The organism is Corynebacterium sp. Marseille-P4321 (assembly GCF_903645305.1).
Classification (GTDB): Bacteria; Actinomycetota; Actinomycetes; order Mycobacteriales; family Mycobacteriaceae; genus Corynebacterium.
Window position 1 is genome coordinate 411,993 of the sequence record NZ_CAHJXO010000002.1, and the last position, 15,210, is coordinate 427,202.

Consider the following 15,210-nt stretch of genomic DNA (forward strand, 5'->3'; position numbering starts at 1 on the left):
TTCGCTCAATTGCGCCAATGATCTTACTATCCGCAGGTATGAAGAACGAGGAAGCGAACGCCCGCAGGTTTATCTGGTCGAACGGGTTGCAAAACATCGGCGACCAGATCGTCGCTCCTAAGACGGTGTTGCCCTGGCTGTTTACGGCCGCCGGGGTGCCGCACGCGTTCACGTCGATGCTGGTCCCGGTGCGTGAATCGCTCTCCATGCTGCCGCAGGCGTTCCTGTCGCCGTGGGTGACGTCGCAGCGCTCGCGCAAGCGGGTTTGGCTCATCGGTTCGTGGGGCCAAGCGATCGCCGCGGGGCTCATCGCATTGAGCGCATTGCTTCTCGACGGCTCCGCGCTCGGCGTCGCCGTCGTCACCCTGCTCGCGGTGCTCGCGCTGTTTCGCTCCCTGTGTTCGATTGCGGGCAAGGACGTGCAGGGGCGAACCATCTCGAAGGGGCGCCGCGGGGAGATCACCGGCCGCGCCACGGCACTCGCCGGCGGGTTCACCCTCGCCGTTGGTTTGGTGCTCATGTTCATGCCGAAGGAGCTGCCGCGCGCCGGGCTCGCGGGGCTCTTGGCGCTCGGCGCATCGACGTGGGCGCTGGCTTCGCTCGTGTTCCGCGGCATCGATGAGCCTGAACCGGAGAACACACGGGGCGAGCGCACCGGGATGCGGCAACTGTGGCAGTTAGTGAAGGGCGACCGCGACCTGCAGGCCTTCCTGCTGGTGCGCTCGCTCATGCTGGTCACCGCACTGTCCACGCCGTTTATCGTGGTGCTGGCAAGCGAGCAGGGCGCGGATCTCACCGGCCTGGGCGCCTTCATCATTGCCTCCGGCGGTGCTTCGCTGGTTGGTGGGAGGATCTCGGGGGTGTTCTCCGACAGGTCGTCGAAAAGCACTATGGCGTGGTCGGCGGGTCTTGCCTCAACGGTGCTGGTAGCGCTGGTGGCCTCGGCGCGCCTTTTCGGCGAAGGCGTGAACGCGTGGGTGATGCCACTCGGCTTCTTCCTGGTCAACCTCGCGCACACCGCGGTGCGCGTGAGCCGAAAGACCTACCTGGTGGATATGGCAGACGGCGATCGACGCACGCTGATCACCGGCGCCTCCAACGCCGTGATGGGCGTGGTGCTGCTGGTTGTCGGTGCGATCTCTTCCGTGGTGTCGATATTCGGCACCCAAGCGACGCTGATTTTCCTGGCGGTTGTGGGCTACGTCGGCGTGGTTGGCGCGGCACGCCTGAAAGACGTCTCGGCGGGCAAAAACTAAACGATATGCTTGGGAGCCGAAACCGCAAATAGCCCGCAATCCCTGCAATACAAGGAGCATCTGTAGTGCCCAACCAACCACAACGCGCAGTAGTCGTGCTGGCCGCCGGCGCCGGGACCCGCATGAAGTCCGACCGGCAGAAAACGCTGCACACCATCGGCGGGCGCAGCCTGCTGTCGCACTCGCTGCACGCCGCTGCGGGTGTGCACCCCGCCTACCTGGTCGCCGTGGTCGGCCACCAGCGCGACCAGGTCTCCCCCGAGGTGGAGCAAATCGCCGAGGCCATGCGGGTGGACATCCGCCAGGCGGTGCAGGAGGAGCAAAACGGCACGGGCCACGCCGTGCAGGTCGGCCTGGATGCCATCCCGGATTTCGACGGCACCGTAGTAGTGACTAACGGTGATGTGCCGCTGTTGACGTCGGAGACGATCGACGCCCTCGTCGCCAAGCATGAGCTCGAGCATGCGGCTGTGACCGTGCTGTCGCTCGAGTTCGACAACCCCACCGGCTATGGGCGCATCATCCGCGACAATGCTGGCGACGTGCGCGAGATCGTCGAGGAAAAAGACGCGACCGACGAGCAGCGCCGCGTGCGCGAGGTCAACTCCGGAGTGTTCGCGTTCGACGCCGCAGTGCTTCGCGACGCGCTGACGCGCATCACCACCGACAACGCCCAGGGCGAGCTGTACATCACCGACGTGCTGGGCATCGCGCGCGGCGACGGCAAGAAGGTCGCCGCGTTTACCGCCCCGGACGCGCGAGAGCTCGCCGGCGTGAACGACCGGGTGCAGCTCGCGGCGGCGGGCAAGGAACTCAACCGGAGGCTCGTCGAGAAGGCAATGCGAAACGGCGCCACCGTCATTGACCCTGCGACCACCTGGATCGGCGTGGAAGTTGAAATCGGGCGCGACGTGATCATCCACCCCAACACGCAGCTGTGGGGCTCCACCGTCATCGGCGACCGCGCGGAAATCGGCCCCGACACCACCCTGACCGACATGGAAGTCGGCGCAGGCGCAACCGTGGTGCGCACCCAAGGCGAGCTCGGCGTAATCGGCGAAGACGCCACCGTCGGACCGTTTACCTACATCCGTCCCGGCACCGAGCTGGGCGCGCGCGGCAAGCTCGGCGGCTTCGTGGAATCGAAGAACGCAAAGATTGGCGACGATTCGAAGGTGCCGCACCTGACCTACATCGGCGACGCCACCGTGGGCGTGGGCTCCAACATCGGCGCCTCCAGCGTCTTCGCCAACTACGACGGGGTGCAAAAACACCACACCACCATCGGAGACCACTGCCGCACCGGATCCGACACCATGTTCGTCGCACCCGTGACCGTGGGTGATGGAGCATACACCGGGGCGGGTACAGTGGTGACCCAGGATGTGCCTGCGGGTGCGCTTGCCATTAAGGAAGGCCGCCAGCGCAACATCGAAGGCTGGGTAGAAAAGAACCGCCCAGGCACCGAGGCTGCCAAGGCCGCGGAAAACGCTCGCGCACAACGCGACAACAAGGAGGATTAAAAACTGTCATGACTGGTTACTCCACCGAAAGCCACAAGGACCTCAAAGTCTTCTCGGGCCGCGCGCACCCGGAGCTTGCCGAAGAGGTGGCCAAGGAGCTCGGCATCGAGCTCGTGCCCACCACCGCGCGTGACTTCGCCAACGGCGAGATCTTCATCCGCTTCGAGGAATCCGTGCGTGGCGCCGACTGCTTCGTCATGCAGTCCCACGCGCAGCCGCTGAACAAGTGGCTCATGGAGCAGCTCATCATGATCGATGCGCTCAAGCGCGGCTCCGCGAAGCGCATCACCGCGATCCTGCCGTTCTACCCCTACGCGCGCCAGGATAAGAAGCACCGCGGCCGCGAGCCGATTTCCGCCCGCCTGATCGCCGACCTGCTTTCGGCTGCTGGCGCGGACCGCATTGTGTCCGTGGACCTGCACACCGACCAGATCCAGGGCTTCTTCGACGGCCCGGTGGATCACATGCACGCGATGCCGATCCTGGTGGATTACATCAAGTCGAAGTACCCGCTGGACAACCTGGCTGTGGTCTCCCCCGACGCTGGCCGCGTGAAGAGTGCGGAGAAGTGGGCGAATGCGCTTGGCGACGCGCCGATGGCGTTCGTGCACAAGACCCGCGACATCGACGCCGCCAACAAGGTGGTCTCCAACCGCGTGGTCGGTGACGTCGAAGGCAAGGACTGCATCCTCATGGACGACATGATTGATACCGGCGGCACCATCGCCGGCGCCGTCGGCGTGCTCAAGGAAGCTGGCGCGAAGTCCGTGGTGATCGCCTGCACCCACGGTGTGTTCTCCGACCCGGCACGCGAGCGCCTCTCCGAGTGCGGTGCGGAGGAAGTTATCACCACCGACACCCTGCCGCAGTCGACGGAGGGCTGGGACAACCTCACCGTTTTGTCCATCGCCCCGCTTTTGGCCAAGACGATCCGCGAGATCTTCGAGAACGGCTCCGTGACCACCCTGTTCGAAGGCCAGGCGTAAAAGCCGTGTCCCAACCCGCTCAAGCCGGTACCTCATTGCAAGACCGGGATGCCGGTTTAAAGCGGGGCATGAAGAGCCGCCAGCTGCGCATGATCGCGCTGGGCTCCGCGATCGGCACCGGCCTGTTCCTCGGCTCAGCCGAATCCATCGGATACGCGGGCCCCGCTGTGCTGGTCACCTTTCTGGTGGTCGGCGCCGTGGTGTACCTGCTGATGCGCATGCTCGGCGAGATGGCGGTGGCCAACCCGGTCTCTGGGTCCTTTGCCGCCTACGCGCGCGACTACATCGGGCCCCGCGCGGGCTTTATCGCTGGCTGGAACTGGTGGTACACCACCATTGTGGTGGGCATGATTGAGCTCACCGCAATGGGCACGTTTCTGGATTTCTGGTTCCCCGACATCCCCCACTGGGTCACCGCGCTGGTCACCCTGTTGGTGGTGCTGGTGATCAACGCCGCGCGCGTGAGCGTGTTCGCCGAGGCCGAGTACTGGCTTTCTCTGGTGAAAGTCGTGGCCCTGATCGCCATGATCATCCTGGGCTTCGTACTGGTGCTCAGCCCTGGCTCGGATGCCGGGTTCCACAACCTCACCGACCACGGCGGGTTCATGCCCAACGGCCTCACAGGGGTGGTGTTCTCGCTTGTCGCTGTGACCTTCACGTTCGGCGGCATCATGTCCATCGGTACCGCCGCGGGTGAAACCGAGGATCCGTCGAGGACCATCCCGAAGGCGATCAACTCGGTGATCTGGCGCATCCTGGTGTTCTACATCGGCGGCATGAGCGTGATTTTGCTGCTCGCGCCGTGGGATGCGCAGGACACCACGGTGAGCCCGTTCGTGCGGGTACTCACCTTCGTCGGCGTGGACGGTGCGGCGCACGTACTCAACTTGGTCATCCTCGCCGCGGTGGCGTCGGTATGCAACACCATGACGTACTCCGGCTCCCGCATGCTGCGCGACCTCGCGCTCAACGGCCAGGCCCCGCGCTACTTCGCGGCAACCACGGCGAAGGGTCTGCCGCTGCGCTCGCTGCTGTGCAACTGCGCGCTGATGGGCTCGGTGGTGCTGTTGAATTACTTCTTTGAGGGCAAGGTGTTCCAGATCCTGCTGGCCGTGGTGGTCGGATCTGAGCTGATCACCTGGGCCGCTGTGAATTTCGCGCATCTGAACTTCCGCAAACAGGGCCTGAGTTCGACCTTCAAGGCGCCGTTGTACCCGGCGGCGAACTACATCTGCGCCGCCTATTTTGCGCTTGTGCTCGTACTCATGGCGGTACTGCCGGATTACCGCGCGGGCCTCATTGCGCTCGCGGTGTGGTCGGCCGGCCTGTTCGTCGCGTCGAATTTCGTGCGAACGCCGAGCGGGCGCGCCGTAGAATAGCGGGCATGTTTCGCCCAGATTTAGACCAGCTGCCTGAGTACCGCCCCGGCGCCCGCAACGACCGCGCCGTGAAGCTTTCCTCCAACGAGTCCGCGGAGGCGCCGCTTCCCACGGTGCGCGAGGCAATGGCCCGCTCGCTTGAGCAGATCAACCGCTACCCGGACAACGGTGCCGCCGAGCTGCGTGAGGCGCTCGCCGCGCACCTAGGTGTGGCCCCGGAGCAGGTTGCGGTGGGCAACGGCTCCTCCGGCCTGTGTCTCCAGTTGGTCAGCGCGACCGCCGGCGCGGGCGATGAGGTGATCTTCCCGTGGCGCTCATTCGAGGCGTACCCCATCTTCGCCCAGGTGGCGGGCGCAACCCCGGTGCCCGTGCCGCTGAACGCCGAGCACGGTCTGGACATGGGCGCACTCGCCGCGGCGGTCACGGAGCGCACCCGCCTGATTTTCGTGTGCAACCCGAACAACCCGACGGGCACCACGATCACCACGCAGGAGTTCGCGGACTTCATGGCGAAGGTGCCCAGCGACGTCGTCGTTGCGTTGGATGAGGCGTACTTCGAGTACAACCGCTCCACCGACACCCCGGTGGCTACCGAGGAGATTGCGAAGTACCCCAACGTGGTGGGCTTGCGCACGTTTTCCAAGGCGTACGGGCTCGCCGGCGCGCGAGTGGGCTACGCGTTTGGCCCCCGCCCCATCATCAGCGCGCTGAACAGGGTCGCGGTGCCGTTCTCGGTGTCTGTGCCCGCCCAGGCGGGTGCAGTTGCATCGCTTGAGCTTGTCGACGAGCTCCGCGCCCGCACCGACACCACCTGCGCACAACGTGCCAGGCTGGAGGACTTTTTCGCCGCGTACGGCACCCCGCACTCGGAGGCGAACTTCGTGTGGGTGCCGGCCGCGCACTTGGGCCGTACGCCACAGGAGGCGGCGAAAGCCCTGGAGCAGGCAGACCTTTTGGTGCGCGCCTTCGACGAGGGCATCCGCATCACCGTCACCGACGAAGCTGAGGCCGACGCGGCGATGCGCGTCTGGGCCGAAGTGCTGCAGGGATAACCCTGGGTTTTCCGGCTGCAGCTCCACCTCAAGGTATTTGGCTCAGAGTATTTTGTGTGGCGGAAGTGCCCTGTTAGGCTATAGCGGTCTCGGCGAGGGCTGCCGCGAGTTTCGCGAAGGCCGTTATCGACGCGATAGATGCGTTTCACGCGATCACTCGACGAGCAATTGACCGTTGAAGTGGTCGCAATTTTTGTTTGCGGCCCTTCCCAACACAGAAGGAGCTGCCATTATGGCTATTACCCCCACCGTTATTCAGGCTGAGCGCCGCGAGGAGTTCGGCAAGGGTTCCGCACGTCGTCTGCGCCGCGACGGCAAAATCCCGGGTGTCCTGTACGAAAAGGGCATCGACAACGTCCACTTCGCAGTCGACCGCATCGAGATGACCGCGATCGTGCGTAACGAGGGCACGAACGCGATTGTGGAGCTCGAGGTTGACGGCGAGAAGCTTTTGTCCATGGTGAAGTACATCGACCAGAACGTGCTCACCCTGGAGATCGACCACATCGACCTGCTGGGCATTAAGCGCGGCGAGAAGGTTGTCGTCGAGGTCCCGGTTGTCACCGAGGGTGAGGCTGCTCCGGACGCCGTGGTGCTGCAGGAGGCGGACGTCGTGGAGATCGAGATCGACGCGCTGAACATCCCGGACGAGATCGCCGTGTCCATCGAGGGCAAGGAGATCGGCGACTCCATCTACGCTTCCGACATCAAGCTGCCGGAGGGCGCGGAGCTCATCTCCGACCCGGAGACCCTGCTGGTCAACGTCACCTACCAGGAGGTCGACGAGGAGCTCGAGGCCGCTGCTGCCGAGGCTGAGGAGGGCGGCGCTGAGGCTGGCGCCGACGCCGACGAGGAGAACGTCGAGATCGCTGACGGCGGCGAGGGCGACGAAGGCGCCAACGAGTAAGCACATTGCTTATCGACGATTAAACGGCCGCGGGTTTTACCCCGCGGCCGTTTTCGTTGCGCCGGTGTCCCCTGCCCCGCCCGTCGCACCCGTCCCTGCTCCGGTGGTTATCCTCTTCGATGTGACTGTTTTAATCGTCGGCCTGGGAAACCCCGGCCCCCAATACGCCGGGACGAGGCACAACGCGGGCGTCGCCGTCGTAGAGGAACTGCTTTCGCGCGCCACCCCGATGCCTGCTCAGCTCAGTTCCCACAAGCGCACGAACACCGAGGTTGCTGAGCTGGCTCCTGGCAGGCTCGTCGCCGACGAACAGGTGGTGCTGGCGCGCACACGCGATTACATGAACCTCTCGGGCGGTCCGGTGAAGGCACTCGCGGACTACTACCGGGCCAAGCCTGCCGATATTTACGTGATCTACGACGAGCTCGACCTCGATCTCGGCGAGGTGAAACTGCGCCAAGGTGGCGGCGACCACGGGCACAACGGTCTGAAGTCGGTGACGAAGTCTCTCGGCGGCGCCCCGTACAACAAGCTTGCTGTGGGAATTGGGCGCCCACCCGGCAGGATGGCGCCGAAAGATTATGTGCTCAAACCGTTCAGCGCGAAAGAGCTCATCGACGTAAGCATTGCCGCGGCGGACGCAGCCGACGAGGTACTCCGCGCCCTCGCCTAACACCTTTCCGAGAGCTGCTAACGGCCCAGCTCGTAGAACCCGTCGAGCATGTCTTCGGCCGCGTGGCAGAGCTGGTCGAAATTCTTGTCCCCGCCGACGTTGGCGGCGCCGGCCATCACTGTGCCGGTGATGGTTTCCACCGCGGCGACGCAGCCGAAGCCCTCCTCGCGATCGACCTCAAACGAGGCGACGCCGGGAATCTTGATCTCTGCATTCGGCGCGCGGTACCTCGCGGCGGCTTCTTCCGCCTTGCCAACGAGGTCTTCCATCGAACCCGGCACCGATGTCATGGCGTAAACCGTGCCCGGCTCATCCCGCCGAGGGTTAAGCGCACAATACGGAACGCCCATGTACTCACCGTTATCGCCCTTGGTGAAGCCGAGCTTGCCCCACTCTGCGTCGGTGAGCTCGGCGCACACGCTGAACGGACCGGTAGCCGCCTTGCTCGGATCCACGGGGCCGAGCGTGATCTGACGGTTCTCGAAAGCGAGAACGTTCGGGGCGGCAGGCTTTTCCTTCTCGCTCGGCGCTGGGGCCGCCGGTTTCTCCTCGGGTTCGGCTGAGTTTTCTTCCTCCACGGAAGGGACGGAGGTGAACTGTTGCTCCGGCAGCTCGCCCGGCGATTGCTCCGTTTCAGCGGAGCAGGAGGCGAGCATCGTAGCAGCGGCGAGTAGTGCGGCGGCGCGGAGAGATTTCATGGGTTCAACTTTAAGCCAGCGCGCCGCCCCCGCTTGCTACTTTCCGAGTTTGTACAGGTCGTCCATCATCCCGGCCGCAACTTTGCAGTGGCGATCGATGTCCGCCCCGCTGATCTCTCCCGCAGCCATCATGATTGTGCCGTGCGTGGTCTCCGCCAAAGCCACACAACCTACTTCCCTGTCTTCCTCGAGCGAGTAGTACCTCAACCCGGGGACTTTACTTTTCGGAACGTTTTCTACTTCCTCGACGCCGATCTCTTTCTCAAAGCCCTCAAGATCTTTTGCCCCGCCGGTGATCGCTCCAGCAAGGTAGGACCCGTCAGGGTTGTTTCGTTTTGGTGCCAACCCGCAGATGAACACTGAGGCAGTCGATTCATCCTCATCTAGTTCGAAGCCCAGTTTGTCCCACTCGTCTTCGGTGAGGTCGGTGCAGACGTTGAACGGGTTCTCCACAGCAAGGTCGATGTCTACCGGCCCCAGCTCAACCTCCCGCTTCTCAAAGGTGAACGCCGCTTTGCCGTCAGCAGGCGCCGACTCGCTCACCTCGGCGCTGGTGTCCGGGGCCTGCTCGGCGGTGAAGCTCGGTTCCGACAACGGCTCCGGCTCGCTGGAGCAGGACACAAGCAAAACGGAGGAGGCGACTACGGCGACTGCGGCGGATACACACTTCATGTGCACCACCTTAGAGCCACGTGAGAACGGCGTGCACTATTACCCTGGCACGCATGCGACTCGCAACGATTCGAACAGGAAACACCACCGCCGCCGCACGTATGGTCAGCGATAGGGAGGCATTGCTTATCGACGACTACGCTGACGTCGGCGCCCTCCTTCGGGAACCCGAATGGGCCACTATCGCGCAGGGTGTTCAAGGTGAACCCCGCGCCGTGGAGGACACCGATTTCGCGCCCCTTATCCCCCGGCCCGGCAAGATCATCTGCGTCGGGTTGAACTACGCCAAGCACATCGCAGAGATGGGGCACGAGCAGCCGGACGTGCCCACCTTGTTCATCAAGTTCCCCGAAGCACTCGTCGGCCCTTTCGACGACGCGGAAGTGCCGGAGTTCAACGCGGATACTTTGGATTTTGAGGGCGAGCTCGCGGTAATCGTCGGCAAGCATGCGCGCCATGTCACGGAAGCCGAGGCGGGTGAGTACATTGCCGGGTACTCCGTGATCAACGACTACTCCCAGCGCCACTACCAAAAGCGCACCCAGCAGTGGCACCAGGGCAAGTCGCTGGAGAAAACGGCCGGGTTCGGTCCCTGGCTGGACACCGAGTGGCGTCCGGGCCCGCGGATCACAACCACCCTCAACGGCGAGCGGATGCAGCACGCCCCCACCGACGACCTGGTGTTCACCCCAGCCAAGCTTGTGGAGTTCATCTCGCACCTTTACCCCCTTCAGCCCGGCGACGTGATTGCCACCGGCACCCCCGACGGAGTGGGTCACGCTCGCGACCCGCAGCGCTACCTCGCAGACGGCGATACGGTGCGTGTGGAAATCGAGGGGATCGGCGCGATCGAGAACACCACGCGAGTCTCTTCGGCCGGCTAGCTGCCGGTCAGGAACGCTTCGATCTCCGAAGCCGGGGCAGCCATGAGCTCGCCGCGGTCGGCCCCGACGAGGCAGTAGTCGTTTTCCGAGGTCATCGGCCGTAGGTACGGGTAGATCGGCGGCAGATCCGGGTGCGCGCGGGTGAACGCGGTTTCCACCCCCCGCGCGTAACGGCCGGAGAACGCCCGCGTGGACACCGACGGCGCACCGGAACGCAGCAGCTCCCGGTTGCGCGCACTGGTGCTGGCCTCGTCCGCGAGCAAGAAGGCGGTCCCGCACGCCACACTCGCAACCCCCAGCGCGTGCAGCTTTTCGACGCCATCCGGCCCCCGCACTCCCCCAGCCGCGATCACCGGCAGCCCCAGCGGCGCGATTGCTTCCACGAGGGATTCCAACGTTTCGATCCCCGGCTCCTCGCGCTGGTCCCAGGTGGCGCGGTGACCTCCCGCGAGAGGGCCCTGGACGATAAGGCCGTCTGCGTACACAGCCGCCTTTGCTTCCTCGACGCTGGTGACCGTCACCCACGCCTCCGAGCCGACAGCGTGCAGCTGCACCACCTGCTCGCGACTGAACGCGCCGAACGTGGAGGACACCACCGCAGGGGCGGCGCCCAGCACGAGTTCGAATTTTTCGCCGAAGCCGGAGGTTGCGTCGGCGGCGGGCACGGTGGTGTGAAGGAGGTGGGCGGTGGCGGAGACGTCGTGAAGCGAAGGCTCCTCGTTCGGCATGAACAGGTTCACGCCAAAGGGCGCACGGCAGGCGGCGAGCCACTCGCTGGCTTGCGCCGCGCTGCACGTGCCGAGCGCGAGGAAACCGAAGGTGACGGCATTCACTAACGCGGGCGTGGTGGGGCCGCCGGCCATGGGTGCCGCGACGATGCGGGGAAGGTGCATGGGTACATTATGGGGCGTGTTCGGATTCTTCAGGCGGAAACGTGCCCCTCAGCAAACCCCAGAATTTTCGGCCGAGTGGCTGGTGGTGGGGTTAGGTAACCCGGGCGCGAAGTACGCGTCGACCAAGCACAACGTGGGCTACATGGTGCTCAACGAGCTGGTGGACGAGCTGGAACCGGTAGCCGGGGTCAAGGCGCACGTGCAGGTCCGCGACGGCGTGGCGTACGCGCGCTCGACTACGTACATGAACACCTCGGGTGAGGCGGTGGGGCCGCTGGCGAAGCGTCTCGGCGTCGCGCCGGAGCGGGTGATTGTGGTCCATGACGAGCTCGATCTGCCCGCAGGAAAGGTGCGCGTGAAAATGGGCGGCAATGAAAACGGCCACAACGGGCTGAGGTCCATCACCGAGCACCTGGGCACGCGCGACTATCTGCGGGTGCGCGTGGGCATCGGGCGCCCGCCGCAGGGGGTGCCGGTTCCGGAGTGGGTGCTTTCCCCCGTCGAGGGCGAAGTCCCGGTGGCCACGGCCGCCGAAGCCGTACGGCTTATCATTTCGGACGGTTTACAAAAGGCGCAGAACACCATCCACTCGCGCTAGGCGCCGAGCTGCTTCTCCAGGTCCCCGAGCACCCGGTCGAGCGCTGCACGCTTGTCGTCGGCCGGGGTAAACGTTCCGCCAACGGCATCCTCGCCGAAGATGCGCAGCGCAACCTGGTTGCGGATGTCGAACATGGAGAGGTTGGACACGATCTGGCGCCAGTGCTCCACCGCGCGCACCCCGCCGTCGCCGCCGTAGCCCACGAAGGCGACCGGCTTTTCCACCCACTCGCCGTACAGCGAATCGAAAGCGTTTTTCATCGTGCCGGGCACCGAGTGGTTGTACTCCGCGGTGACAAAGACGTAGCCGTCGCACTCCTCCACGGCCTGCGACCAGCGGGTGACCACCGGGTCGTCGTACTGCTTGTTCGCCACGCCCGGCATGGTTTCTGCCACGAGGTGCGGCACGTCGAAGTCGTGCAGATCCAGCAGCTTGTACTGCACGCCGTCGCGCTCAGCCGCGGTGTCCATCACCCATTTCGCCACGGCTTCACCGGTGCGACCGCCGCGTACAGAGCCTAAGAAAACACCAATCGTTGTCATGGGTGGTGATGGTACAGGTTCGAGGTTTCGTCGATAAGCAATGTGCCCCCTACACTGCCTTTATATGAGCACCGTTTCCGAGGCCGCCCGCCGCCGCACATTCGCCGTTATCGCCCACCCGGACGCGGGTAAGTCGACGCTGACGGAAGCGCTGGCGCTGCACGCGCACATGATTTCCGAGGCCGGCGCGGTGCACGGCAAGGCGGGGCGCAAGTCCACGGTGTCGGACTGGATGGAAATGGAAAAAGACCGCGGCATTTCGGTCGCGTCGTCGGCCCTGCAGTTCGAATACGCGCCAGAGGGCCACGAGGGCGAGCCCTACGTGGTCAACCTGGTAGACACCCCGGGCCACGCCGACTTCTCCGAGGACACCTACCGCGTGCTCTCCGCCGTCGACGCCGCGGTCATGCTTATCGACGCAGCCAAAGGCCTCGAGCCGCAAACCCTCAAGCTGTTCCGCGTGTGCAAGGCGCGGGGCTTGCCGATTGTCACCGTGATTAACAAGTGGGACCGCGTCGGCCGCGAGCCGCTGGAGCTCGTCGACGAGATTGTCACCGAAATCGACCTGCAGCCCACACCGCTGTACTGGCCCGTCGGCGAAGCCGGCGACTTTCGCGGCCTCGCGCACGTCAACGCCACAGGCTCCGTTGACGAGTACATTCGATTCACCCGCACTGCCGGCGGATCCACCATCGCGCCCGAGGAGCACTTTTCGCCCGCTGACGCAGCCGAAAAGGAAGGTGACGTGTGGGAAACCGCGCTGGAGGAATCGGAGCTTTTGCTTGCCGACGGCGCCGTGCACGACCAAGCCCTCTTCGAGCAGTGCATCACCTCCCCGATCATCTTCGCCTCCGCGATGCTGAACTTCGGCGTGCACCAGATCCTGGACACGCTGTGCGCCATCGCCCCTGCGCCGGAGGGCCGCGCGGCGGACCCGGCGGCGGTGGAGTCGTCGACTACTGCGATGGATGAAACGCGCGAGCTCGACGACGAATTCTCGGGCGTGGTGTTCAAAGTGCAGGCCGGCATGGACAAGAACCACCGCGATACGCTCGCGTTCATGCGCGTCGTCTCCGGCGAGTTCGACCGCGGCATGCAGGTCACCCACGCGCAATCCGGGCGCAGCTTCTCCACGAAGTACGCCCTGACGGTGTTCGGCCGTTCGCGCGACACGGTGGAAACGGCGTACCCGGGCGACATCATCGGCCTGGTCAACGCCGGTGCGCTTGCCCCCGGCGACACCATCTACGCCGGCAAAAAGGTGCAGTTCCCGCCGATGCCACAGTTCGCGCCCGAGCATTTCCGCACCCTGCGCGCGAAGTCCCTGGGCAAGTACAAGCAATTCCGCAAGGCGCTGGAGCAGCTGGACGCCGAGGGCGTGGTGCAGATCCTGCGCAACGACACTCGCGGCGACGCCGCCCCCGTCATGGCCGCGGTCGGCCCCATGCAGTTCGAGGTGATGCAGGCGCGCATGGAAAACGAGTACAACGTGGAAACAGTCACCGAGCCGATCCCCTACTCCGTGGCGCGGCGCACCGACGCCGAAAGCACCCCCGAGCTGGGCCGTCAGCGCGGGGTGGAGATCTTCACCCGCACCGACGGCGAGCTCATCGCCCTCTTCGGCGACAAGTGGAAGCTCGCGTTCGTGGAGAAGGAGCACCCGGAGCTGACCATCGAGCCGCTCATCGCGGATTAGGCGCGGCTTAGGGGCGGATTAGGTCAGGTCACTGCTCCAGCCAAAGGCGGCGGCGCCGTTGCAAAACCCGTCGGAGGTCGCGGGATCGCCGCGGGTCAAACTCGGTGGCCTCGATGATCTGCTCAGGAGCACCTTCCGTTGCTTTGAGTGCTAACTCGATTACTCGTTCCGCGGCTTTACGCGGCAACCCGATCTCTTGACAGAAGGCGATGAAGATCCTGGCGCTGATGTTGTCCTTCTTCCCCTGGACCGAAAGTGCCATCGTTGCGTCGCCGTATGGAACGGTTGAAGGAATGTCATAGATTGGCGCTGGCACCACTGCCCCATTTCGCCAGATCACCGACAGGTTCTTAGCGTGCAGATCACCGTTTCCGGTGAGCCATGCGAGTGCCACCTGAAACGCGATTGAGCGGGCAGTGAGAACGGGAGAGGAGCTCACCGCCTTCAACGCGGCGGCAACCTCTTCCATTGCCGGGTCGTACTTGGCGCTGGGGTACAAGCCCATGACCTGGGCTGCGTCTTCGACGTGGAGTCGTTCGCCTTCGTGCCGGTCGAAGCGGGTGACGAGCAGCCCCGCGCGCCCACGCACGTCGTGAAGCAATTGCGTCTTTGCCAAGGGAAAACCTGCCCCGCGGGCAACTGCGAAGCACGCGGCCTCGTTTTCAACGAGCTTCGGGAACTCGGGTGGCGAAACTTTGAGAATGAATTCGGTTCCTGCACCTGCCACTGGAGCCGCAATTGTGCGCGCCGACGCTTTATCCTGCACGCCGGGCACCGCCACCGGGTCGGCGATCCCCACCTCGGTGAGCGCTCGGGTGAAATCGAGTTCGCCATCGAGGCTGATCGTCGCGGGTGTCCGCGCAGGCGTGCCACCGTGGCGGACGATTTGGATATCTCCGATGGTGTCCGCGCCAACCTCGAGGAGGAGCGCCAGCTCGTCATCAAGCGACGCTTTTACATGGCGTTTGAGTGCCGACAGCCTCCTGCCCTCTGGGAGCAAGTTCGTGAAAAACGGGGGGAGTGCGCCTGCCGCACCGACGTACGGTCCGCCATCCAACGGCAGGGATGTGGCGATCGGGAATTCAGCCGACTTCAGGTACTCAAATTCGACCACGCCCTGTCCGGTTTTTGTGAAGTGGCCAACCAGCGCGCCGTTCCGGTAGACGTCAGCCGCAATCACGCGAGACCACCCTGATGGATCACTGGCTCGAGATCGTAGCCGAGCGTTGCAAGCACCTCGGCCACCTTGCCGATTTCAGCCGACGATTTCCCTTTTTCCAGCTCCCGGACGAATCGATCGGAAACCCCCGAGAGATCTGCGAGGTCTTTCTGCGTGAGTCCGTTTTCCTTTCGGCGTACGCGAATGAAGGCGCCCAGAGCGCTGACATCCAATTGCCCACCTCCCGATAGGAACGATCGATCCGATTTGTCAAATTCAGGGCCGATCATAG

The 15,210-nt window shown here is 64.5% G+C and carries 16 protein-coding genes; 10 read left to right on the forward strand and 6 right to left on the reverse strand.

Going from position 1 to position 15,210, the window contains the following annotated elements:
- Positions 1–38: 38 nt before the first annotated feature.
- The 7 genes from HWX32_RS07255 to pth (HWX32_RS07285) all read left to right on the forward strand — a co-directional run bounded on the left by HWX32_RS07255 (position 39) and on the right by pth (HWX32_RS07285) (position 7,776).
- A complete protein-coding gene (locus HWX32_RS07255) occupies positions 39–1,256 on the forward strand; it encodes an MFS transporter (protein WP_175935342.1) in 1,218 nt (405 codons plus the stop codon).
- Positions 1,257–1,321: 65 nt separating this feature from the next.
- Entirely contained in the window at positions 1,322–2,779 is a 1,458-nt protein-coding gene (gene glmU, locus HWX32_RS07260; RefSeq protein WP_082259759.1) for a bifunctional UDP-N-acetylglucosamine diphosphorylase/glucosamine-1-phosphate N-acetyltransferase GlmU, read from the forward strand.
- Positions 2,780–2,787: 8 nt separating this feature from the next.
- Positions 2,788–3,765 (forward strand): ribose-phosphate diphosphokinase, encoded by a 978-nt coding sequence (locus HWX32_RS07265; RefSeq protein WP_175935343.1) that lies wholly within the window; start codon positions 2,788–2,790, stop codon positions 3,763–3,765.
- Positions 3,766–3,833: 68 nt separating this feature from the next.
- On the forward strand, positions 3,834–5,144 hold the full coding sequence (locus HWX32_RS07270) for an amino acid permease (RefSeq protein WP_175935344.1): 1,311 nt from the start codon (positions 3,834–3,836) through the stop codon (positions 5,142–5,144).
- Between the two features lie 5 nt (positions 5,145–5,149).
- Positions 5,150–6,196: a histidinol-phosphate transaminase gene (gene hisC / locus HWX32_RS07275; RefSeq protein WP_175935345.1), complete on the forward strand. Its 1,047-nt coding sequence runs from the start codon at positions 5,150–5,152 to the stop codon at positions 6,194–6,196.
- Between the two features lie 232 nt (positions 6,197–6,428).
- Positions 6,429–7,103, forward strand: coding sequence for a 50S ribosomal protein L25/general stress protein Ctc (locus HWX32_RS07280; RefSeq protein ID WP_075467083.1), 675 nt, complete (start codon positions 6,429–6,431; stop codon positions 7,101–7,103).
- Between the two features lie 109 nt (positions 7,104–7,212).
- The gene (gene pth / locus HWX32_RS07285) at positions 7,213–7,776 is read left to right on the forward strand and encodes an aminoacyl-tRNA hydrolase (protein WP_075467197.1); all 564 of its coding nucleotides are present in this window, start codon (positions 7,213–7,215) and stop codon (positions 7,774–7,776) included.
- Between the two features lie 17 nt (positions 7,777–7,793).
- On the opposite strand, the gene HWX32_RS07290 is transcribed toward pth (HWX32_RS07285), so the two are convergent.
- Both HWX32_RS07290 and HWX32_RS07295 read right to left on the reverse strand, forming a co-directional pair.
- On the reverse strand, positions 7,794–8,474 hold the full coding sequence (locus HWX32_RS07290; RefSeq protein WP_175935346.1) for a DUF3558 family protein: 681 nt from the start codon (positions 8,472–8,474) through the stop codon (positions 7,794–7,796).
- Between the two features lie 36 nt (positions 8,475–8,510).
- Positions 8,511–9,146: a hypothetical protein gene (locus HWX32_RS07295; RefSeq protein ID WP_175935347.1), complete on the reverse strand. Its 636-nt coding sequence runs from the start codon at positions 9,144–9,146 to the stop codon at positions 8,511–8,513.
- Between the two features lie 53 nt (positions 9,147–9,199).
- Here HWX32_RS07295 and HWX32_RS07300 point away from each other — a divergent pair, with 53 nt between their 5' ends.
- On the forward strand, positions 9,200–10,030 hold the full coding sequence (locus HWX32_RS07300) for a fumarylacetoacetate hydrolase family protein (RefSeq protein ID WP_175935348.1): 831 nt from the start codon (positions 9,200–9,202) through the stop codon (positions 10,028–10,030).
- Here the strand turns inward: HWX32_RS07300 and HWX32_RS07305 are convergent.
- Positions 10,027–10,923, reverse strand: coding sequence for a nitronate monooxygenase (locus HWX32_RS07305; RefSeq protein WP_175935349.1), 897 nt, complete (start codon positions 10,921–10,923; stop codon positions 10,027–10,029). The genes HWX32_RS07300 and HWX32_RS07305 overlap by 4 nt on opposite strands.
- Here HWX32_RS07305 and pth (HWX32_RS07310) point away from each other — a divergent pair.
- Entirely contained in the window at positions 10,922–11,521 is a 600-nt protein-coding gene (pth, locus tag HWX32_RS07310) for an aminoacyl-tRNA hydrolase (RefSeq protein ID WP_175935350.1), read from the forward strand. The genes HWX32_RS07305 and pth (HWX32_RS07310) overlap by 2 nt on opposite strands.
- Here pth (HWX32_RS07310) and HWX32_RS07315 read toward each other — a convergent pair.
- The gene (locus HWX32_RS07315) at positions 11,518–12,063 is read right to left on the reverse strand and encodes an NADPH-dependent FMN reductase (protein WP_175935351.1); all 546 of its coding nucleotides are present in this window, start codon (positions 12,061–12,063) and stop codon (positions 11,518–11,520) included. The genes pth (HWX32_RS07310) and HWX32_RS07315 overlap by 4 nt on opposite strands.
- Before the next feature lie 64 nt (positions 12,064–12,127).
- Between HWX32_RS07315 and HWX32_RS07320 the strand changes: the two genes are divergently transcribed.
- Positions 12,128–13,759 (forward strand): peptide chain release factor 3, encoded by a 1,632-nt coding sequence (locus tag HWX32_RS07320; RefSeq protein ID WP_175935352.1) that lies wholly within the window; start codon positions 12,128–12,130, stop codon positions 13,757–13,759.
- Between the two features lie 28 nt (positions 13,760–13,787).
- Here the strand turns inward: HWX32_RS07320 and HWX32_RS07325 are convergent, their stop codons facing one another.
- Both HWX32_RS07325 and HWX32_RS07330 read right to left on the reverse strand, forming a co-directional pair.
- A complete protein-coding gene (locus tag HWX32_RS07325) occupies positions 13,788–14,939 on the reverse strand; it encodes a type II toxin-antitoxin system HipA family toxin (RefSeq protein ID WP_175935353.1) in 1,152 nt (383 codons plus the stop codon).
- A complete protein-coding gene (locus HWX32_RS07330; protein ID WP_175935354.1) occupies positions 14,936–15,208 on the reverse strand; it encodes a helix-turn-helix transcriptional regulator in 273 nt (90 codons plus the stop codon). Before HWX32_RS07330 ends, HWX32_RS07325 begins: the two co-directional genes overlap by 4 nt.
- Positions 15,209–15,210 lie beyond the last annotated feature (2 nt).